General features: G+C 58.9%; 18 protein-coding genes and 6 pseudogenes. All 24 read right to left on the bottom strand.

Features of this window, described 5'->3' with window-relative positions:
• Positions 1-68: 68 nt before the first annotated feature.
• Complete coding sequence (locus PACILC2_RS17525) at positions 69-689, bottom strand: chemotaxis protein CheC (RefSeq protein ID WP_062492583.1); 621 nt, start codon at positions 687-689, stop codon at positions 69-71.
• Between the two features lie 2 nt (positions 690-691).
• Positions 692-1,150: a chemotaxis protein CheW gene (locus tag PACILC2_RS17520; protein ID WP_062492582.1), complete on the bottom strand. Its 459-nt coding sequence runs from the start codon at positions 1,148-1,150 to the stop codon at positions 692-694.
• A 13-nt stretch (positions 1,151-1,163) separates the two neighbouring features.
• Positions 1,164-3,227 carry a chemotaxis protein CheA gene (locus PACILC2_RS17515; protein WP_213529778.1) on the bottom strand — a complete coding sequence of 688 codons (2,064 nt, stop codon included), beginning with the start codon at positions 3,225-3,227 and terminating at the stop codon, positions 1,164-1,166.
• Between the two features lie 21 nt (positions 3,228-3,248).
• Complete coding sequence (locus PACILC2_RS17510; protein ID WP_213529776.1) at positions 3,249-4,634, bottom strand: protein-glutamate methylesterase/protein-glutamine glutaminase; 1,386 nt, start codon at positions 4,632-4,634, stop codon at positions 3,249-3,251.
• Positions 4,635-4,660: 26 nt separating this feature from the next.
• Positions 4,661-5,529, bottom strand: a pseudogene (locus PACILC2_RS17505) (MinD/ParA family protein).
• Entirely contained in the window at positions 5,522-6,166 is a 645-nt protein-coding gene (locus PACILC2_RS28810) for a flagellar biosynthesis protein FlhF (protein ID WP_307860625.1), read from the bottom strand. The pseudogene PACILC2_RS17505 and the gene PACILC2_RS28810 overlap by 8 nt, the downstream one beginning before the upstream one ends.
• A complete protein-coding gene (locus PACILC2_RS28805; RefSeq protein WP_307860624.1) occupies positions 6,160-6,735 on the bottom strand; it encodes a hypothetical protein in 576 nt (191 codons plus the stop codon). Before PACILC2_RS28805 ends, PACILC2_RS28810 begins: the two co-directional genes overlap by 7 nt.
• Positions 6,732-8,766, bottom strand: a pseudogene (gene flhA / locus PACILC2_RS17495) (flagellar biosynthesis protein FlhA). The gene PACILC2_RS28805 and the pseudogene flhA overlap by 4 nt, the downstream one beginning before the upstream one ends.
• Positions 8,767-8,790: 24 nt before the next feature.
• Positions 8,791-9,886: pseudogene (gene flhB / locus PACILC2_RS17490) on the bottom strand (flagellar biosynthesis protein FlhB).
• Positions 9,887-9,898: 12 nt separating this feature from the next.
• Positions 9,899-10,691: pseudogene (fliR, locus tag PACILC2_RS17485) on the bottom strand (flagellar biosynthetic protein FliR).
• 11 nt (positions 10,692-10,702) lie between these two features.
• On the bottom strand, positions 10,703-10,972 hold the full coding sequence (gene fliQ / locus PACILC2_RS17480; RefSeq protein ID WP_062492577.1) for a flagellar biosynthesis protein FliQ: 270 nt from the start codon (positions 10,970-10,972) through the stop codon (positions 10,703-10,705).
• Positions 10,973-11,107: 135 nt separating this feature from the next.
• Positions 11,108-11,824, bottom strand: coding sequence for a flagellar type III secretion system pore protein FliP (fliP, locus tag PACILC2_RS17475; protein WP_213529774.1), 717 nt, complete (start codon positions 11,822-11,824; stop codon positions 11,108-11,110).
• Between the two features lie 28 nt (positions 11,825-11,852).
• On the bottom strand, positions 11,853-12,458 hold the full coding sequence (locus tag PACILC2_RS17470) for a flagellar biosynthetic protein FliO (protein WP_062492575.1): 606 nt from the start codon (positions 12,456-12,458) through the stop codon (positions 11,853-11,855).
• An 8-nt stretch (positions 12,459-12,466) separates the two neighbouring features.
• A pseudogene (locus tag PACILC2_RS17465) lies at positions 12,467-12,828 on the bottom strand (response regulator).
• A 24-nt stretch (positions 12,829-12,852) separates the two neighbouring features.
• Positions 12,853-14,100 carry a flagellar motor switch phosphatase FliY gene (fliY, locus tag PACILC2_RS17460; RefSeq protein ID WP_062492573.1) on the bottom strand — a complete coding sequence of 416 codons (1,248 nt, stop codon included), beginning with the start codon at positions 14,098-14,100 and terminating at the stop codon, positions 12,853-12,855.
• Positions 14,090-15,089 (bottom strand): annotated as a pseudogene (fliM, locus tag PACILC2_RS17455) (flagellar motor switch protein FliM). Before fliM ends, fliY begins: the two are co-directional and overlap by 11 nt.
• Before the next feature lie 109 nt (positions 15,090-15,198).
• Positions 15,199-15,645 carry a flagellar basal body-associated FliL family protein gene (locus tag PACILC2_RS17450; protein WP_244863598.1) on the bottom strand — a complete coding sequence of 149 codons (447 nt, stop codon included), beginning with the start codon at positions 15,643-15,645 and terminating at the stop codon, positions 15,199-15,201.
• 4 nt (positions 15,646-15,649) lie between these two features.
• Complete coding sequence (locus PACILC2_RS17445) at positions 15,650-15,877, bottom strand: flagellar FlbD family protein (protein WP_062492570.1); 228 nt, start codon at positions 15,875-15,877, stop codon at positions 15,650-15,652.
• 58 nt (positions 15,878-15,935) lie between these two features.
• A complete protein-coding gene (flgG, locus tag PACILC2_RS17440; protein WP_062492569.1) occupies positions 15,936-16,754 on the bottom strand; it encodes a flagellar basal body rod protein FlgG in 819 nt (272 codons plus the stop codon).
• Between the two features lie 85 nt (positions 16,755-16,839).
• Positions 16,840-17,388, bottom strand: a complete 549-nt coding sequence (locus tag PACILC2_RS17435; protein WP_213529769.1) for a flagellar hook capping FlgD N-terminal domain-containing protein — start codon at positions 17,386-17,388, stop codon at positions 16,840-16,842.
• 35 nt (positions 17,389-17,423) lie between these two features.
• Positions 17,424-18,938 carry a flagellar hook-length control protein FliK gene (locus tag PACILC2_RS17430; protein WP_213529767.1) on the bottom strand — a complete coding sequence of 505 codons (1,515 nt, stop codon included), beginning with the start codon at positions 18,936-18,938 and terminating at the stop codon, positions 17,424-17,426.
• 58 nt (positions 18,939-18,996) lie between these two features.
• The gene (locus tag PACILC2_RS27175; RefSeq protein WP_244863597.1) at positions 18,997-19,467 is read right to left on the bottom strand and encodes a MotE family protein; all 471 of its coding nucleotides are present in this window, start codon (positions 19,465-19,467) and stop codon (positions 18,997-18,999) included.
• Positions 19,416-19,847, bottom strand: a complete 432-nt coding sequence (locus PACILC2_RS27170) for a hypothetical protein (protein ID WP_244863596.1) — start codon at positions 19,845-19,847, stop codon at positions 19,416-19,418. The genes PACILC2_RS27175 and PACILC2_RS27170 overlap by 52 nt, the downstream gene beginning before the upstream one ends.
• A 94-nt stretch (positions 19,848-19,941) precedes the next feature.
• A complete protein-coding gene (gene fliJ / locus PACILC2_RS17420; protein ID WP_062492566.1) occupies positions 19,942-20,385 on the bottom strand; it encodes a flagellar export protein FliJ in 444 nt (147 codons plus the stop codon).
• Between the last annotated feature and the right edge of the window lie 6 nt (positions 20,386-20,391).

Below are 20,391 nucleotides of genomic sequence, written 5' to 3'. Positions count from 1 at the left end.
TCGAGCGCACGTCCGGCCGGCGCGCGATATTCAGTTCGGCCATTCCGACCTTGACCATTTTTTCTGGATCATTCGACGGGCACTCCCAGCGCACGGAAAATTTTCACGAACGATTCCGGATCGGGAATGAGGAAAAAACGGCCCTTTAACGCTTCCCCGCCTTCCAAAAACGTCGTTTCGATCAGCAAGGCCGAATCCCCCATTTCGCCGTACTGTACGAGTCCGTAGCTTAATATCGCACCGGCCATATCGAGCGCGATCGCCGGAACGGTAGGCGCAAGCGACATCCGCGTAAAGTCGGCCAGCGAAGACAGATAGGAACCGGCCAAAATGTTCCCGATCTCGCACAGGGCGGACAATTCCATCTCCGTATAACCGTCCGGCTGCTGCGCTTCGATCGCCAGGAAGCGGCGCAGCAGCGCCTTGGCGGAATCTTCCTCGACGATAAAGAACAGATTGCCGGGCGCCTCGCCCTCCACGCGCAAATAAACGGCGAATACGATCTGTTCCGGACCGCCGACAATGTCGGCGATCCGCTCGAACGGCATCAGGCTGACGCGCGGGACGGCCATATCCACCTGCTTGTCCAGCAAGCGCGACAACGCCGTGGCGGCATTGCCGGATCCGATGTTGCCGACCTCACGCAGCACATCCAGCTCGAATTCCTCCAACCGGTCAAGGACGTTCACACCTAAGCCTCCATCTGCTCAAGCTGAACGATTTCGTTTTTGTTCAATACTTCGCTCAGATTCAGCATGATCAGCAGCCGGTCGTCCAGCTTGGCGATTCCGCGCAAATATTTGGCTTTGATGCCGCCGACCACCTCAGGCGGCTGGTCGATCGCATCCTCGTCGATGTCCGTTACGTCGTTCGCCGCGTCGACGATAAATCCGACCTCCATATCGTTCACCGCCACGACGATAATCCGCGATTGTTCGGTCGGCTCCGTCTCCTTTAACCCGAACCGTCCTTTAAGATCGATAACCGGGACGACAACTCCGCGCAAATTCATGACGCCTTTGACAAACGGCGGCGTTTTCGGCACCCGGGTAATCGGGGCCATTCGCTCGACCGTGCGGACTTTGTCCACTTCAATGCCGTATTCCTCGTTTGCCAGCGCGAAGACGATCACTTTCAATTCTTCTCCCATGCTTCAGCCCTCCCTATTTGATCAATCCGTTCGGATCGATAATGAGCGCGACCTGACCGTCGCCGAGAATCGTAGCCCCCGCCACGATATCGGTATTCGGCAAATACGAGCCGAGCGTCTTCAATACGATCTCGCTTTGACCGATAAATTCGTCGACCATGACGGCAGCCCATTTATCGCCTTTCCGCACGATAATAACTTCGGTTTCTTCCTCGGCGCTTTCGTCATAATCCGGCGATTCGAGAATGCGGCTGAGCGACAGCACCGGAATGACCGCGCCGCGATATTCGATCATCCGGTTGCCGTGGATAAGGCGGATCTGCTCCTGCCGGATGATCGCCGTTTCCGCAATGGAAGAAAGCGGAATGGCGTATTTTTCCGAGCCGAGCTTCACGAGCATCGCCGAGATGATCGACAGCGTCAGCGGCAGCTCGACGGAAAATTTCGTACCTTTGCCTTCCGACGTCCGGATCGTCACGTTGCCGCCGAGCGAGGCGATCTTCGAGCGGACGACGTCCAGTCCGACGCCGCGTCCGGAAATATCGGAAATCGTGTCGGCCGTGCTGAAGCCCGGCGCGAAGATAAGCATCGCGATTTCATCGTCGGACATTTTGCCCGCTTCTTCCGCCGTCAGAATGCCGCTTGCGATCGCCTTGTTCTTCACCTTCTCGCGATTGATCCCCCGGCCGTCGTCCTCGACTTCGATGAACACATGGTTGCCGCTATGGTAAGCGCGCAGATGAACGGTGCCCGTCTCCGGCTTGCCGGCCGCGATCCGCTCGCTCACGCTTTCGAGACCGTGGTCGATCGAGTTGCGCAGAAGATGGACGAGCGGATCGCCGATTTCGTCGATCACGGTACGATCGAGCTCGGTTTCCGCGCCGGTGATGACCAGCTCGACCTTCTTGCCCAGGCTTTTGGCCAAGTCCCGGATCATTCGCGGAAAACGGTTGAATACGGATTCGACCGGCACCATGCGCAGCTTCAGCACGATATTTTGCAAATCGCCGCTGACGCGGGTCAGATGCTCGACCGTATCGGTCAGCTCCGGCTTGCGAATTTCCGAAGCGAGCTGCTCCAGTCGGACGCGGTCGATCAACAGTTCGCTGAACAGGTTCATCAAGGTGTCCAGCCGGTCGATATCGACGCGGATCGTCCGCGGAAGCGCTCCTCCAGCCGCGGCGGTTTGCGCCTTGGCGGCCGCAGCCTGCCGCTTCGCTTCCCGGGCCGCTTCCGGCGCTCCGGCCGCAGGGGGCGCGGAAGGCGCCGCGGGGGCGGAAGGAACGTTCGGTCTGGCCAATATTTGCAGCGATTCGGGATCAAGCTTCGTCACAGCGGCTTCTTCGATTTCGGAAATAGCGGCGATCTGCTGCTGCAGCTCCTCCTGCGATAACGAGGAGATGGCAAATACGGTAAAGGTACGATCGAATTTCTCCTGCTCCAGATCCTGAACGGAAGGCTCCGATTTCACGACTTCCCCGTGCCGCTCCAGCAAATCGAAAACCATATAGGCACGGGCCGCTTTCAGCACGCAATCTTCGCGGACCGTCACCGTAATATGGTAGACCTGGTGGCCGCTGTCCATCGACTGCTGGAGAACGGACACTTGATACTGGTCAAGCTGCAATCCGGAATCCCCGGCGCCCGCTGCGCCTTCGGCGGCGCCGCCCGCTGCGGGACCGCCGCCGGCGTTGTAATCTCCTTTCACGATCGCCTGCAGCGAAGCGACGATCGCGGACACATCGGCGCTCCCCGCTCCTCCGGCCGTAATATCCTGCACCATCGATTCCAGCGCGTCCAATGATTTGAAGAGCGTATCGAAGATGAAACTGTCCATCCGCAGCTTGCTGTTGCGCACCAGATCGAGCACATTTTCCATTTCATGCGTCAGGGAAGCCAGATCCTCGAAGCCCATCGTCGCCGCCATCCCTTTCAAGGTATGGGCCGAACGAAATATGGCCTGGACGATCGTCAAGTCCTCGGGCGTATTTTCCAGCTGCAGCATGTTGTCGTTCAACGCTTGCAGATGGTCGCCCGCTTCATCAATAAACATCGATAAGTACGCATTCATATCCACGGCCATGCACCTCCTCTTAACCTAAATATTGCGTTCCGGATTCCCGATGTTCCGAAGGACGTCCCCGTCCCCAGCGCCGTCACGATCCCGGCCTCGGACCGCGTCCGCGAGATGTCCCGCTATGCGGTGCAGCGGCAGAACCGTCCGCACGCTTCCGCTTTCGATGGCCGCCCGGGGCATGCCGAATACGACGCATGTCTCTTCGGCTTCGGCGATTGTCGATACCGCTCCGCTTTTCGCAAGCGCGATCATCCCTTTCGTCCCGTCGCTGCCCATTCCCGTCATAATGACGGCGTGCCGCCGCAGCTCGGTATACGGGACGAGCGACTCGAACAGGACGTCGACCGAAGGCCTGTGCCCGCTGCGGGGATGAGCGTCCGTCAGCCGGATGAAATAGCCGTCCGCGTCCCGTCCCAATTCGAGATGGAAGCCTCCGGGGGCGATATAGACGACGCCCGCGGCTACTCTCTCTCCCTGCCGCGCTTCGGTAACTTTGAGCGCGCTGAAAGCGTCGAGCCGCTCGGCCAGCGAAAGCGTGAAGCGCGGAGGCATATGCTGCACGACGAGCACCGGCGCCGCCAGATCGGCCGGAAGCGCCGTCACGACCTCGTGCAGCGCCCGCGGGCCGCCGGTCGACGTGCCGATCGCGACGATGTCGCGAAACCGATAGGCCGCTTCGTCGGGCCGACGGACCGCAGCCGGCGGACGCGCCGTACCCGCAGCGCCCGTCAGCGGCGCAGCGGCTGCCGCGGGCTTGACCGGCTTGACCGGAGCGGCGGCGGACGGCGGATTCGCAGAAGGCGCGGCTGCCTTGCGGCGGACGGCCGCCGCCTTCTCTTCGCTTCCCGCGTTCGGCTGCCGGCCGGCGGCAGCGCCCGGCTCCGGCTTCTCCTTTACAGCGCGGCCGCGCTTCGCATCCGGCGAAAGGGGCGCCGGCTGCGGACGCTGCCGTACCGGCGGCGCGGCCGCAGAGCCGCGGGGCGGCAAACCCGGCCGCCGCGCCATTACGGCGGTGCGCAGCTTCTCCAGAAGCTGTCTGCCGATCAGATGAATATCGCGGGAAGCGCCCAGCGTCGGCTTGCGGATGAAATCGAACGCCCCCGATTGCAAAGCCTGAATCGTATCGCGCGTATTCTGTTCGCTTATCCCCGAGAACATAATGACCGGCGTCGGGCATTCCTTCATAATAAGCCGAAGCGCCTCCAGCCCGTTCATCTCCGGCATTTCCAGATCGAGCGTCACGGCGTCGGGACGATGCCGCCGGATCTCGGCCAGCGCTTCCACGCCTGTCGTCGCGGTAGCGACAACGGTGAACTGCCCGTCCGCTTCGATCAGATCCGTGATGACTTTGCGCATGAACGCCGAATCGTCGACAACCACCACGCGATATGGATCCGCTGGCGCCATCAGAAGTCTCCTCCCATTCATTAGGATCAGAATTTCCGTCCGAACATTCGCTGTATAAATTGTCTGACCCCGCCGCCACGGGAATCCGCGCCCGGCAAATCCAGATATTTGCGCGCCATTTCGGCAATGGCCCGCGAAGCGTCGGCATCCGGATAAGCGACCGTGAACGGCACCTGCTGCCTGACCGCCTTCCGCACATGGACATCGTCACGCACGATGCCGAGCGTCGGCAGCTCCGTTTTCAGAAACCGTTTGGCCGCCATATCGATTTTTCGGCGGTCGTACGTCCTTCCGCGAAGCTTTCCGCCCGGTTGACGACAAGCCGGAAACGGACGTCCACTTCGAGCGCGAGCACCATTTTGACGAGCGCGTAGGCATCGGTAATGGACGTCGGCTCCGGTGTCGTGACGACGATCGCCTCTTCCGCCGCGGCGATAAGCCGGGCCGCTTCCTTGGACAAGCCCGCTCCCGTATCGAACAGAATAATATCGTACCGGCCTTGCAGCTTCCCGATCTGTTCGGTGAAATGATCGAGCTCGTCCGGCGTCAGATCGAGCAAATCCGCGAAGCCGGAGCCGCCGGCGACATAGTGCAGGTTTTCCGGCCCGGTCTGGATAATGTCCCAGATCGTCTTCTCGCGCTTCAGCAGATGGTACAGGCTGTACCGCGACGATTGGCCCATCAGCACGTCGATGTTCGCCATGCCGATATCGGCGTCGAAGACGAGCACCTGCTGGCCGAGCCGCTGCAGGCAGAGCGCGAAATTGAGACTGAAGTTGGATTTGCCGACGCCGCCTTTTCCGCTGGTTACCGTGACGATCCGGGTCTGCCGGCCCGCCTCCTGCCGCTCCCGGCGGAGCACGAGATGGCGAAGCGCCTCCGCCTGATCAATCATCGGGAGCATCTCCCAGCAGCTTGGCGACATAACGGTCTGCGCGAAAAGGCTCGATGTCGTCCGGCACCGTCTGTCCCCCGGTAATATAGGCCAACTTGAGCTGATGCTCGAGCACGACGTTGAGGATGCCCCCGTACGTTTCGGTCTCGTCCAGCTTCGTGAACAACGCCTTGGTTACGCCGTATTTGGCGAATTGTCCGGCGATCGCCGTCATATCGGCCGATTTCGCCGTCATGCTGAGCACGAGATAAGTGTCGCTCCGGTCGCCCGCGCGCAGCAGGCTGTTCACTTCGGATACGTGAAGCTCGCTGCGGAAATTGCGGCCCGCCGTATCCATGAAGATCAGCTCGCAGTTTTCCAGCTGCCGGAAAGCGCGGTCCAGATCGGCGTGGGAGATGACGACCTCCATCGGCGCGTTCAATATCGACGCATACGTTCTCAGCTGTTCGACGGCGGCAATGCGGTATGTATCGGACGTAATGAAGCCGATCTTGCGCCGGTTCCGGATCGACTGTTCGGCGGCCAGCTTGGCGATCGTCGTCGTCTTGCCCACGCCTGTCGGTCCGACAAAATGGACGACGCGCGTATCCGGCCGAATTCCCTCGTCCACGAGCGGCTCCAGCCAGCCGGTCAGCACCCGGCTCGCGGCTTGCCAGAGCTGCGCCGCATCCGTCTCCGTGCCGGCCTGTTCCTTTTCCGCAGCTCGTCGAGCAGACGGTCGACCATTGCCGGCGCCACTTCCTGCGCAAGCAGCCGATCGGATAGCCGGCGCAGCGGACCGGACAGCGATGCGGCCGTGACCGGCAAACGCGACACGTACGCTTTCAACTCCCGGATTTCTTTCAGCAGCTGCTGTTCCTGCTGCGGGTCGGGCCGGCTTTCGGGCGCCGGGCGCGCCGCAGCAGACGGTTCGGCCGGCGCCTCCTGCGCCGAATCGGGACCGGCCGCTTCCCCTTTGACCGCATATAACGTCCGCACATTAGAGGACGAAGGCGGAGGCGCCTTTCGCTGCTGCGCGGCCGGTTCCGGCGGCAAAGCGGCTTCGACGGCGGCGATCACCTCGACTTTCCGCTTTCCGAACAACCCGAGAAACCCGCCCGTTTTCAGTTCCTTCGTGTTCAGTATGACCGCATCCTTGCCGAGCTCGCTGCGAATGATCGGCAGCGCCTCGGCCATGGAGCCGGCGACATAACGCTTTACTCTCATAAATTCACCACCCCGACGCTTTGAACTTCGACGTTCGGCTCAAGCTCGCTGTATGAGAGAACCGGCACATCCTGCATCGTCCGCTCGACGATCTGGCGCAAATACATCCGGATAGTCGGAGAAGCCAGAACGATCGGATTTTGTCCGGACTGCGCGACCCGGCTCACCTGCTCGCGGAGCTTATGATAGATTTGCTGCGTGGCGACGGGATCGAGCGCCAGATAGCTGCCCTGTTCGGATTGCTGAACCGATTCCGCGATGCGCTTCTCCAGCCCCGGCCCTACCGTAATGACGCGCAGCGTATCGCCGCCCCCCGAGAATTGCTGGGTAATTTGCCGGGACAGCGCTTGTCTGACGTATTCGGTCAGAACGTTCGGGTCTTTGGTGAATGGCGCATGGTCGGCCAACGTCTCGAGAATCGTGACAAGATCGCGGATCGATATTTTTCCTTCAGCAGCTTCGCGAGCACCTTCTGCACGTCGCCGATCGACAACAGCGAAGGAATCAGCTCGTCGACAAGCGCCGGATACGTCTCCTTGACGTTTTCGATCAGCGCCTTCGTTTCCTGGCGTCCGAGCAGTTCATGGGCGTGGCGCTTGATCACTTCCGTCAAGTGGGTCGCCACGACCGACGGCGGATCGACGACCGTATAGCCCGCGAGCTCCGCCCGCTCTTTGGTCGTTTCGTCGATCCACAGCGCCGGCAATCCGAATGCCGGTTCCGTCGTTTCGATGCCGATCACGTCGTCATCTTCGATTCCGGGACTCATCGCCAGGTAATGGTTGAGCAGCAGCTCGCCTCTGGCGACCGTATTGCCTTTAATCTTGATGACATATTCGTTCGGCTTGAGCTGGATATTGTCGCGTATCCGGATGACCGGAACGACGAGGCCGAGCTCGAGCGCGCACTGCCTGCGGATCATAATGATGCGGTCGAGCAGATCGCCGCCTTGCTGCGTATCCGCGAGCGGAATGAGCCCATAGCCGAATTCGAATTCGATCGGATCGACCTGAAGCAGGCTGACGACGCTTTCCGGGCTTCTCACTTCTTCGATCTGCTGCTCCTCTTCCATCAGTTCTTCTTGCTGCTGCTTTTCGTCAGCGTCTGCTGCATCCGCCAAGCGGCGAACGCCACGACCGCCGCGAGCGGCAGCGTCGCGGTCACGCCGATCGGCGTGAACAAGCCGAGCAGCGCGATCGTGCCGGCCACGATATACAGCAGCTGCGGATACCGGAACAGCTGTCCCGTCACATCGTGCGCCAAATTGCCCTCGGAAGCCGCGCGCGTCACGATGAGCCCCGCCGCTGTCGAGATCAGCAGCGCAGGAATTTGGCTGACAAGCCCGTCGCCGATCGTCAAAATGGAATACGTGCTGAGCGACTCTTGAAAGCTCATGTCGTGAATGGCCATGCCGACGACAAATCCGCCGATCAGATTGATAAGCAGAATAATAATCGCGGCGATCGCATCCCCTTTGACAAACTTGCTTGCGCCGTCCATCGCCCCGTAGAAATCGGCCTCGCGCTCGATTTTGGCCCGGCGTTCCCGGGCCTGCTGCTCATTGATCAGCCCGGCGTTCAAATCGGCGTCGATGCTCATCTGTTTGCCGGGCATCGCGTCGAGCGTGAAGCGCGCAGCCACTTCCGCCACCCGCTCGGAGCCTTTGGTAATGACGATAAATTGGACGACGACCAGAATGAGGAATACGATGAAGCCAATCGCAATTTCGCCTCCGGCCACCCAGTTGCCGAACGTCTCGATGACTTCCCCGCCTTCCGCATGCTGCAAAATGTTCCGCGTTGTCGAGACGTTAAGCGCCAGACGGAACAGCGTCGTAATGAGCAGAAGCGCCGGGAATATGGAAAAATCGAGCGCGTCTTTCGTGTTCATCGCAATAAGCAGGATGATGAGCGCCAGCGAGATGTTGACGACGAGCAGGATATCGAGCAGTCCGAGCGGCACCGGAATGACCATCATGAGGACGATTCCGATAATGCCGAACAATATGCCCAAGTCCTTGAATGGCTTCATGACGGTCCCTCCCGTTATCCTTGATTAAGATGATTTGACGCGTCCTTTTATTTTGTAGACGTATGCCAACACCTCCGCCACCGCCTGGAACAGATCGCCCGGAATCATGTCGCCGATATCGGTCCGATCGTAGAGCGCCCGGGCAAGAGGCTTGTTCTCCATCGTCACGACGCCGTGCTCCTTGGCGATCTCCTTGATGCGCAGGGCGACGTAATCCATCCCTTTGGCGACGACGACAGGCGCCTCCATCTCGGACGCGTCATACCGGAGCGCCACGGCAAAATGCGTCGGGTTCGTAATGACGACATCCGCTTTCGGAATCTCCTGCATCATCCGCCGAAGCGCCATCTTGCGCTGCTGCTCCCGAATGCGGCCTTTGATCAGGGGATTGCCTTCGTGTTTTTGAATTCGTCCTTGATGTCCTGCTTGGACATCCGGATGCTCTTCTCGTATTCGTACCTTTGATATAGGTAGTCCAGAACGGCCAGCACGAAGAGCACGGCGCCGATCTGCAGCCCCAGCCTGAGCGTCAGGCTCGCGGCGAATCCGAATATCTCTTCGACCGACAGAAACGAAAGCGACAGCATCCGTTTCCATTCCGAGCTGATCGTCCAGAAGACGAGCAGCCCGATGACGATCAGCTTCAGTACGCTTTTGACGAATTCGACGAGCGAGCGGACGGAAAAATTTGTTTCAGCCCGTTGATCGGATTCAGCTTGTTCAGCTTCATCTTGAGCGGCTCGCCCGACAGCAGAAAGCCGAACTGTATCAGATTGGCCACGATGGCGACGACGACGGCGATCGCAAAAATCGGCGCCAGCATCAGCCCGACTTCCATCATGACCTGATAAGCGAGCGACATGACGTTGCCGGCCGACAATTCCATCGTGAGCCAGTCTTGCAGCAAATCCCCGAACAGGTGCAGAAGCCGCTCCTTGTAAAACCCGCCGAGCAAGAAAAAACTGAGGAAAGCAAACAGCAGGATGAGCGCCCCGGGCAACTCCACCGTTTTGGCAACCTGGCCTTTTTGGCGGGTCTCCTGCCTCTTCTTCGGCGTCGCTTTCTCGGTCTTCTCCTGATTGAACATTTGCAGATCGAGCTGCCAGCGATACGTCTGCATGCGGCGCGCCCCCTATCCGGATTGTGCCCGGCCTTGCAGCAAGCCGAACAACCGTTCAAGCGAATCGAAAAGATGAACGAACAGCTGCTCGAACAAGCTCGAAAACGCCGGCATCAGCAGCATCAGCATGATCAAGCCGATCAATATTTTGAGCGGAATCCCGATGACGAACACGTTGTACTGCGGTGCGGTTCGCGCCAGAAAACCGAGGCCGACGTCCGTCAGAAACATCGCTACAATGAGCGGCGCCGCGATCTGCAGGGCGATCATAAACGTCTCGGTGAACGTCCGCACAAGAAAGCCGCTAACCCCTCCGGCGTATATTTCCTGAAACAGACGGTTCGACAGCGGCACCCACTGGTAGCTGTCGAGCAGCGCGCGCAGTAAAAAATGGTGGCCGTTCATCGACAAAAAACGAGCGTCAGCACGATGTATTTGAACTGGCCCATGATCGGCGAGTTGGCGCCCGTAGCCGGATCGAACACATTGGCCATCGCAAATCCCATCTGCAAATCGATAAACGCGCCCGCCGTCTGGACGGCGGCAAAAACATGGCGGCCGTAAAGCCGAGAAGAAGGCCGACAAGCACTTCCCGGATAACGAACAATATGTATTCGGCGTCCGGAACGACCGTCTGTTTCATCCCGTACACGAGAAAGACGAGAACCGACACGACAAAACCGAGTCCGATTTTGAACTGCGCCGGTACGGTTCGATGCGAAAACACCGGAGCGACGACAAAAAATGCGGTTATCCGACAGAATATGAGCAAAAAAACAGAAAAACCTTGCAGAATCCATGCCACCGAAAACACGCCTATCCGATGTATTGATGGAGATTGTTAAGCAAGTTGTACGTAAAGCCGATCAACGTGTTCAGAATCCACGGTCCGAACAGAATGATCGATACGAGCACGGCGACAATTTTCGGGACGAAGGCAAGCGTCTGTTCCTGAATTTGCGTCGTCGCCTGCAAAATGCTGACGATCAGACCGACGACCAGACCGCTGACAAGCATCGGCGCGCTGGCTTCAAGAATCGTATAGACCGCCCGTCCCGCCAGCCCGATGACGAATTCGGAATTCACGATTGACCTCCTAAAGACTTTGCACAGGGCAAAGTCACCTCGTAAGCATTGGCTTAGACTTTGCGCAGGGCAAAGTCACCTCGTAAGCATTGGCTTAGACTTTGCGCAGGGCAAAGTCACCTCGTAAGCATCGGCCTATTTAAAGCTGAGCAGCAGCGATTGGACGACGAGATACCAGCCGTCCACCAGAACAAACAGCAAGATTTTGAACGGCAGCGAGATCATAACCGGCGGCAGCATCATCATCCCCATCGCCATCAGCACGCTCGCTACAATCATGTCGATGACGAGAAACGGAATGAAAATCATAAAGCCCATCTGAAACGCCGTTTTGAGTTCGCTCAGCACGTAAGCGGGCACGAGCACCGTAATCGGAATTTCCTCGTAGCTCGCCGGTTTTTCCGTTTTCGTATAATTCATGAACAGCAGCAGATCTTTCTCGCGCGTATGGGAGAACATAAACTTCTTCATCGGCACAGCCGCCTGCTCGAGCGCTTCGGTCTGGGTCAGCTCGCCTTTCAAATACGGCTGCAGCGCCACTTCGTTCACCTGCGCAATCGTCGGCGACATAATAAAGAAGGTTAAAAACATCGCCAGTCCGATCAGCACCTGGTTCGGCGGCATCTGCTGCGTGCCGAGCGACGTTCTCACGAACCCGAGCACGACGACGATGCGGGTAAAGCTTGTCATCAGCACCAGAATGGCGGGCGCGATGCTGAGCACGGTAATGAGCAGCAGCAAGGACAGCGCGCTCGTTCCCTGTTCGCCCTGACCGTCCCCGATCCGGATGTCGATGGAGGGGAGCGGCTCGGCGAATACCGGCATGCTCCACAGCATGACGGGCAGCAGCATTACGATAAATGAGATCCATGTTTTTTATTCATTCGTCCGTCAACCGATCACTTTGCTTAGTCTCTTTCAACAGCCGTTCCATCTCACGCTTCCGTTCGGTTTGAAGCTCCAGCTTTTCGCGAAGCGTCCTCTCGAACGAAGCTTCTTCCTCTGCCGGCGATTCGCCGTCCCGGCGCTTGGCGAACTTTTCGATCAGCCGCTGCAGCGGAGCGGCGCCAATACCGGATGGCGATTCGGCGCGAAGCGACGCCAGCACCGCTTCCACCTCCGCCCGGTCTTCGATCTTCTCGATCAGCGTGATATCGTCGCCGACGCCGAGCAAATAGATGCGGCCGCCGAACTCCACGGCCTGCAGCGATTTATGCTGTCCGAGCGGCACCCCGCCAAGCTGACGGAAACGGCGATTGGCCCCCCATGTCCACGTGCGCCGGGACAGCCACTTCAGCACGATGACGATCAGTACGATCACGAAAAGCAAGGCGAAGATGACCCAAATGACGCTTCCGGTCATATCCGCCCCGCTGATCATGTCGGGCGGGTGATCCGAAGTTGCCGCCGGCGCTTCCGCGGCAAGGGCGGACGGCATCGGCAACGCGAAGGCAAAAGGCAAGCCAAAGCCTGCAAACCGCTGCATAGCCGCCTCTACCCGAGCGTCTTCTTGATCGCTTCGATGACGCGGTCCGCCTGGAACGGTTTGACGATGAAGTCTTTGGCGCCTGCCTGAATCGCGTCGATGACCATCGCTTGCTGCCCCATGGCGGAACACATGATGACTTTGGCGTTCGGATCGATTTTTTGATTTCTTTAAGCGCAGCAATCCCGTCCATCTCGGGCATCGTAATGTCCATCGTGATGAGATCGGGCTTGAGCTCTTTAAACTTTTCGATCGCTTGCATCCCGTCCGGCGCCTCGCCGACGACTTCGTAGCCGTTCTTGGTGAGAATGTCGCGAATCATCATTCGCATAAATGCTGCGTCGTCTACGATCAGAATACGATTTGCCATCTTGTCTATTTCCTCCCGGAATGATTATTGAAGTTTCTGGATTCGGTCCCACTGGCTGACGATGTCCGTGACCCTTACCCCGAAATTTTCGTCGATGACGACCACTTCGCCCTTGGCGATCAGCTTGTTGTTGACAAGGATGTCCACAGGTTCGCCGGCAAGCTTGTCCAGCTCGATGATCGAGCCTTGGGACAACTCCAATATCTCTTTAATCTGCTTCTGGGTTCTTCCCAGCTCAACCGTCACTTTCAACGGAATATCGAGCAGCAAATTCAGGTTCGTCTCGTCGACCTGCGCGTATGACGGCTGCCCGAAATTGGCGAATTGAACAGGCTGTACGTTCACATTGCGATGGCTTGCGGCGCCGTATGTATGCGGATGCTGCTGTCCCGGCTGCTGAGCGCTGGCTCTGGCGAACGCCTCGCCGTAATCCGGCTGCGGCGGCGCTGCCGCATAAGGCGGCGATTCGGGCTGAGGCGGCTCGACCGCAGCCGCCGCAGCGGCCGCTTCTTGAGCGGCGGAGGAGCTTTCCTCGAGCGCGCGGGTCTGTGCGGTATCCGTCTGCTCGTCAACCGCGCTGCCGCCCATCAGCGTCGCCACCATCTCCTTGGCGAACGATACCGGAAGCAGCTGCATAATCGTCGAATCGATCAAGTCGCCGATCGTCAAGCGGAACGACACTTTAATGAATACGTCGACCGGCGGCAAATTGCCGACACCGTCTCCTTTGGAGACGTCGAGAATATCGATCGCGGGAGGCGAAATATTGACCAACCGGTTGAAAATGGTGGACATGGACGTTGCGGACGAGCCCATCATCTGGTTCATCGCTTCCTGCACGGCGCTGATATGAATTTCGTTCAGCGCCTCTTCGGATATCGCGCCTTCGCCGCCCAGCATCAGATCGGCGATAACCTGGGCGTCCCGCGTCTTGATGACGAGCGAGTTGATGCCTTGAAAACCTTCGACATAGCTGACATGCACGGCCACATGCGGCTTCGGAAACACATCGCCGAGCTCGTCGCGGTGGACGATCGACACCTTCGGCGTCGTAATGTCCACTTTTTTGCCCAGCAATGTAGATAACGCGGTCGCCGCGCTGCCGAACGTAATATTTCCGATTTCCCCCAACGTATCCTGCTCGATGGGCGACAAATACGTTTCAATGTCCCTGTCTCCCGCATCGGCAGCCTGAGCCCCGTCGGACTCTCCCGCCGTCTGGCGCAGCAGAGCGTCGATTTCCTCCTGGGACAAATAGTCTTTACTCGTCATAATCTTCCTCCGCTCCCTCGCTGACAATTTCGTTCACCTGAACGGCAAGTCGGTCTTTCACCGATCCGGGGCTGCCGATAAACTTGACTTTATTGCCCACTTTGATCTTCAGACCTTCGCCGACCGGTTTGTTCAGCGCGATGACATCTCCGACCGACAAGCTTAAAATTCGTTTATCGTAATCGTCGATTCACCGAGCTCGGCCACGATCGGCAGCTTCGCCCTGCTCACGCGCTGCTCCAGCATTTCCACTTCTTCGGGCGCGCGCGTTTTTTCTGGGACACGAACCAATGATGGACCGACAGGCGCGGCATAATCGGTTCGATCACGACGTGAGGGATACACAGGTTGATCATCCCTGTCGTGTCCCCGATTTTGGTGCTGAGCGATATGAGCGCAATGGTCTCGTTCGGCGATACGATTTGCATAAATTGCGGATTCGTTTCCAGCGCCTCCAGCCTCGGCGAAATGTCGATCACCGTTTTCCACGCTTCCTGCAAGCTTTCAAACGTGCGGCTGAAAATACGCTCCATAATAATGGTCTCGATTTCGGTCAGCGCATTGATTTTCGAGGGCGCCGTACCTTGTCCGCCCAGCAGACGGTCCAGCATCGCGTAGGCGACGTTCGGATGAACTTCCAGCACCATGCGCCCTTCAAGCGGCTCCGCCTCGAAAATGTTCAATATCGTCATTTTCGGAATCGAGCGGATAAACTCGTCATACGGCAGCTGCTCGACTTGCACGACGTTGATCTGCACGAAGGTGCGAAGCTGCGCCGAGAAATACGTCGTCAAGTAGCGCGCGAAGTTTTCGTGGATTCGCGTCAAACTGCGGATATGGTCTTTGGAGAACCGGACGGCCCGCTTGAAGTCGTAAGCCCGAATGCGCTTCTGGGTTTCCTCCTTCTTCAGCTCTTCGGCATCCATTTCTCCGGAAGAGAGAGCGGCCAGCAAAGCGTCTATTTCGTTCTGCGACAATACATCGACCAAGTGCACTCACCTCCTGATGCTTTAGCTTTAGCGTCAGCACAAGCCGGATCGCAAGCGTGAACGCCCTTCGCCGTCTTTTATGCGGAGAAGCCCGTTTCGCGCCGTTTCGCTACAGCTGTGTCAAAAAGAAATTGGTAATGTCGACTTTGACCACTTTCCCGCTGGGGAGCACTTCGTTGATCGATTGAAGCAGCTTGGCTCCGAGCGCATCCTGGCCTTTGGAACCGTTTAGTTCCTCCGCGGTCATGTCCGCCAGCGTCCGGTTGATGATGGGCCGGATTTGAATGTCTTTCACCTTGTCGAAATCGGCCTTCGCTTTTTTGCTGTCCAGTTGAAACGCAAAGCTGACGACAACGACGTAATCGGGGTCCAGCAAATTGCGTTTGATATCGGTAATCTCGGAGGTAACCTCCACCCGTTCATCCGCGGTCAGCGTCTTCTTTTCGGCCGTTTTCGTTTCCTTCAGATCGCTGCCGAGAAGCGAATCGAATACGACGATGGACACGACCGCGATGAGCGTAATGGCAAGCAAAATCGTGATCAGCCAGGGCAGCATTTTTTCATGTCGATGATCCCTCCGAATATCCGCTCTTTTGGTTCGCCGCATAGAAGCCGACCGCCCCGAGATAATCTTGAACGAGCGCGATAATTTCCGGCGTATTTTCCCGCACGATTATTTTTTTGCCCGTCGTCAGCGTCACGACCGTATCGGGCGTTTCTTCGACCGTTTCGATCAGCAGCGCGTTGACGGTTACTTTCGTACCATTGAGCCTCGTAACGGTAATCATCCATTTCCTCCTCGAATGCCGGGGAAGGGCGTAGCGCTTCCCCGGCCGGCTTCACGGATTATCGTTTCAGGTTGACAACTTCCTGGAGCACTTCGTCGGAGGTTGTAATGATTCGGGAATTGGCCTGGAAGCCGCGCTGCGCGATAATCATCTCGGTAAATTCGCCCGTCAGGTCGACGTTCGACATTTCCAGTTGTCCGGCGATAATCGCTCCGGTACCGGCTTCCGGATCGTTCGCTCCGACCACTTCAATATCTTCCAGGTTGGAGTTGCCGGTAGGCCGGTACATATTGCCGCCGATTTTCTCCAGGCCGTTCGGGTTGTCGACCATCACGAGGCCGATGCGAAACTCGGTCGGCTCGCTCGTCCCGTCCTGATAAACGGCATTAATGGTACCGTCTTGCCCGATCGTGAACGCCGTTACCTCCTCCGGCAGCACGATCGGCTCCCCGCCTTCGGCGAGCACGAAATAGCCGTCCGCCGTCACCAGCTGCCGGGCGGCGTCAAGCGTGAAATTGCCCGCGCGCGTCAAATACGGCACTTCCTGATCGGCATTGGCGATAACGGCGAAAAAGCCGTCGCCGTCGATCCGCAAATCGGTCGCGACGTTCGTCGTCATGGCGCTGCCGGGCGTATGTACGGTGCCGATCGATCCGACGGTAACGCCTAGACCGATCTGCTTCGAATTGACGCCGCCGATCTCGCCTTCCTCGGGACGGGTAATGCCGGCAACCGTCTGGCTCATAATGTCCTTGAACATGACCCGCCCGGCTTTGAAGCCGATCGTATTGACGTTGGCGATGTTGTTGCCGATAACGTCAAGCTTCGTCTGAAAGCCCTGCATGCCGGACACGCCGGAATACATCGATCTGATCATTTAACATGATTCCTCCTTTATATAATGGATACGATTGGCTTGCGTTCAATCGCGCTTCATGCCGATGCCGCCGGAACCGGCGCCGTCACGCACCCGCTTCGCCGCCGGTTCCGGCATCCGCCTCTTCCGGCGGCTCTTCGGGCTGTTCGCCCCCGTCCGGCGTATTCGAGATCGAAATGAGCTCGTCGATCGGCACTTCCGTCGCCCCTGCCACGACATACTGGATGCCGTCCCGAAGCAGAATCGAATCGACGACTCCTTTCTTCGTTTCCAAGCTGCCGTCGATCAGCTCGTACCATTCCACCGTCTTGCCGATCAGGTTGGAGTTCGCGCCCAAATTTTGGCGAAGCAGCGATATTTCCTCCGCCATATTCATCAGCTGCTCCAATGACGTAAATTGGGCCATCTGCCCGATAAATTCGGTATCCTGCATCGGCGCCATCGGATCCTGGTGGCGCAGCTGGGCGACCAAAATTTTCAGAAACTCGTCTTTGCCCAGTTGGCCGCCTGCGTTGTTTTGCCCGGCCCTCGCGACATTGGCGGCGTTATAGTAAGGCCATACGTTATTTGTCGGAATGGCGTTGTCCGCCATATGCGTCACCTCCGTTCCGCCTTGCGTCAGCCGCGGAATCATGACTGCGAAGCGTCTGCCGGCTTAGTCCGGCCGGCTCAGGCCGTAACGCTGATCGCCCGGCCGTACCCCAGCTCGCGCTTTATGTTCAGCTCTGCCAGTTCGGCTTCAAACGCGTTCTCTTCGCTAAAGCTTCCATCCGTTCCGTCCCGGCCGGCGGACCGGTCGTCCCGGCCATGTCCCCGATCATGCTGCCTGCTGTCCAGTTCCGAGGAAAAGCCGTCTCCGTCCCGGTACGTCACATCCAGTGAATCGACCTGCAAGCCTTGCTGCTGCAAAGCGGCGCGCAGCTGCGGCAGCTGGCTGTCCAGCATTTCCTTGGCCATCGGCGTATCGGTGACGAACTGGGCGGCAAGCTGTCCGTTCCGGACCGTCAGCTTCACTTCCAATTGACCGAGATGCTCGGGAGAAAGCGACAGCCGCGCCTCCGATCGGCCTTGAGCCAGCGTAATGTCGAATCGCTGCACGATATAGGTATTCATCGTGTCGGCAAACTTGGCGGCAGGGATGTAAACCGGCGTTTCGGCTTTCGGCGCGAACGCCGCGGCAGGACGTTGGCCTTCTGCGGCTACGCTGTTCGCGGCAGGCAATTGGGCCGGCTGACCGAACGTCTCGGCAGGCGGCGTCGGCTCTTCCGTCTGCTGCGTGCCGCCCGATGCCGCTACGACGGCCGCCAGCACGTTCGGCTGTACCGGCTGCTGCGCAAGACGCCGGAGCAGGCGGCTGCCGTCCGTTTGTTCCTGCGCTGCAATGGCAACCGTCGGCCCGGGTGACGGTTCCGCCGGCTGAAGCCGGATCGGCGCTTCGATCCGGACATGCGGCTGCCGGCTCTGGCGTTCCGCCGAAACGTCGCCGGCGTACGGCGCTTGACCGGCCGGTCCGGCTTGACCGGCTTGGCCGGCAGGGCCTGTTTGGCCGGCGGCGCCATTTTCGAACAGCAGCCCCTGCAGCTTCTGCAGCTGTCCGGCGATCAGCGCATACGTCTCGCGATGGCCCATGCGCGCCGTTCCGGATTCCAGTGCCGATTGCAGCTGAAGCAGCGCTTCCCCGATATTCAGCTGCAGGGTGCGCCATTCGGCTTCCGTACGGCCCGATGGGACCGCGGCAGTCCCGACCGCGAGCTGCGCGTAAGCGGCGGCGGGCGGCGCCGGATAGGCTTCCGGCTGGATGCCGAGCAGCGCAAGCAGCGCTTCCAGCTGTTCGAACGTCTGTTCGTAAGAAGCGAACAGTTCTTCCCCTGTGCCATTGTCCGCTATCGGAGACTGCTCCTCCAACTGCTCGAGCAGAGCGGCGATTTGTCCGAGCAGCATATCGAGCGTGACGCTTTCGTCCGGCTGTCCGGCCGCAGCTGCCGGCACAAGCGCGGCAAGCGGACCGGCCGCGCTCGTTTCCGCACCGGCCGCTTTTCCGTTCCCCGCTCCGATGTGATAGACCAGCGTCTGGCCGAAGCTCGCCGATGCCGCGGCGGAAGCCGCCGGCAATGCGGATTCGGATCCTGCCGGCGTGCGTCCGACCGGCATAGATACGATGGCGGCAGGAATATTCATCATCATTGTTCACCTCCTTTCGAGGCGCAAACGAAGCCGTCGATGTCTCATCCGGGCGCAGCCTTTATTTCCCCGCCATCAGTTTCGATACGAGTTGGGCCGTCACCGCATCGTCGGCTTCGGCCATCGCCGCCAAAATGCCCGAACGCGCCCGATCGTCCAGCGCGCTCAAAATGCGCAGCACTTTGCTCGGACTGACTTCCGACATTTTGAGCAGCAACGCCCCCGCCTGCTTCGGGTCCATGGAAGAGAACGTCGCCTGCAGCTGCCCGTCTTCCAGCAACACGGAACCGGCTTTCTGCCCGGCAGTACCGGTCGCGTTGGCCCTTGCCTGCAGCGCGGCCATCTGCCGGTCTTTAACCGGCAACAAATCCTTGAGCCTCATGGACGCTTCCGCCGCCGTCTGCGGGGTCAGCTTCTCCATAATTTTCGACCGGCTGCTGGCCTTCATCGAATCGAGAACGAGCACGAGCTCTTCCATCGTCAAGCTTTCCAGTATCGGGGCCGCTTTGCTCGGCGACATATCCGCATACATGGCGGCGAGTTCTTTGATTCTCGCCTCATACTGCTCCTCTTCGAGCCGTTCGGCTTCGTTCCGCTGCGTGATGTCCGCAATTTCCTTCTGCAGCTCGGCAATCGAAGCGTCCAGTTTTGCTTTTCCTCGGCAAGCTGGGCAATCTGCGCTTCTTTCTCGTCGAGCATCGCCTGCAGCTGCTTCACTTTCTCTTCCTGGCTTTCGGTCTTGGCCGTTTCCGCTTCCTTCCCGGTATCGCCCGGTCGAGGCTCGGGTGCGGGCAGCACATTGCTGAGCAAAGGGATGGCACCGCCGATTTCCAGCAGCTTATTGCGGACATCGAAATTGAACAGCGTCAGCAGTACGCCAAGCAGCACCAGCGTGAACAGAATCGGCGTCAAAAAAACATGATCCGCTCAAAAGCGCTGTACCCCTGTTTCTCCGTTTCCATTCGTCAGTTCCCTCCCTTCCCTGCACAACGGCCCGTCACCAGCGTCATCGGGCCGCCATGACGAAACGGGCGGTCGCCATATCGTCCAGCTCGTTCTGCTCGCGCTTCAGACCGGCGCTGCGGAACTGGTCGAATGCACGGTCTTTGGCCTTCATCCATACTTTCTCGTCCTTCATTTTGTCCGTCAGATGCGACCGGCTCCGGTCTACCGCCTGGCGCGCCTCCCGCACCTCCGCTGTTTTGCGGGATATGCGGGCGTCCAGGGCGTCGAGATAGGTCTGAATCAGCTGGAGCTCGGCAAGCGGCACCGCCGTCTCCGCCGCTTCCTGAATCCGGCGCGTCCAGATGGCGCGCTGCTCCAGAAGCTGCTCCAGCGACAGTTCTTCGGCCTGAAGCTTGCCGATCGCGGCCGACAACAGCCACTCGGCCTGGGTTTTCTCGCTCGATTTCAGATCGACGATTTTCTGATACGGATAGTGAAATTTCATCTGCCG

The sequence above is a fragment of the Paenibacillus cisolokensis genome (assembly GCF_018403665.1).
In the GTDB taxonomy this organism is placed as follows: Bacteria; Bacillota; Bacilli; order Paenibacillales; family Paenibacillaceae; genus Paenibacillus_AH; species Paenibacillus_AH cisolokensis.
The sequence above is the reverse complement of the archived record's forward strand: the minus strand, read 5'-3'. Positions and strand labels throughout refer to the sequence as shown.

Bases quoted from the DNA above. Each gene is read 5' to 3' on its own strand.
- PACILC2_RS17470 (WP_062492575.1), bottom strand. From the start codon at position 12,458: ATGCAGCGGTTTGCAGGCTTTGGCTTGCCTTTTGCCTTCGCGTTGCCG.
- PACILC2_RS17520 (WP_062492582.1), bottom strand. From the start codon at position 1,150: ATGGGAGAAGAATTGAAAGTGATCGTCTTCGCGCTGGCAAACGAGGAA.
- PACILC2_RS17430 (WP_213529767.1), bottom strand. From the start codon at position 18,938: ATGATGATGAATATTCCTGCCGCCATCGTATCTATGCCGGTCGGACGC.
- flgG (WP_062492569.1), bottom strand. From the start codon at position 16,754: ATGATCAGATCGATGTATTCCGGCGTGTCCGGCATGCAGGGCTTTCAG.
- PACILC2_RS17510 (WP_213529776.1), bottom strand. From the start codon at position 4,634: ATGGCGCCAGCGGATCCATATCGCGTGGTGGTTGTCGACGATTCGGCG.
- fliJ (WP_062492566.1), bottom strand. From the start codon at position 20,385: ATGAAATTTCACTATCCGTATCAGAAAATCGTCGATCTGAAATCGAGC.
- PACILC2_RS17435 (WP_213529769.1), bottom strand. From the start codon at position 17,388: ATGATTCCGCGGCTGACGCAAGGCGGAACGGAGGTGACGCATATGGCG.
- PACILC2_RS17450 (WP_244863598.1), bottom strand. From the start codon at position 15,645: ATGCTGCCCTGGCTGATCACGATTTTGCTTGCCATTACGCTCATCGCG.
- PACILC2_RS28805 (WP_307860624.1), bottom strand. From the start codon at position 6,735: ATGAGAGTAAAGCGTTATGTCGCCGGCTCCATGGCCGAGGCGCTGCCG.
- fliY (WP_062492573.1), bottom strand. From the start codon at position 14,100: ATGACGAGTAAAGACTATTTGTCCCAGGAGGAAATCGACGCTCTGCTG.
- PACILC2_RS17445 (WP_062492570.1), bottom strand. From the start codon at position 15,877: ATGATTACCGTTACGAGGCTCAATGGTACGAAAGTAACCGTCAACGCG.
- fliP (WP_213529774.1), bottom strand. From the start codon at position 11,824: ATGCTGCTGCCCGTCATGCTGTGGAGCATGCCGGTATTCGCCGAGCCG.
- PACILC2_RS27175 (WP_244863597.1), bottom strand. From the start codon at position 19,467: ATGTATGCGGATATGTCGCCGAGCAAAGCGGCCCCGATACTGGAAAGC.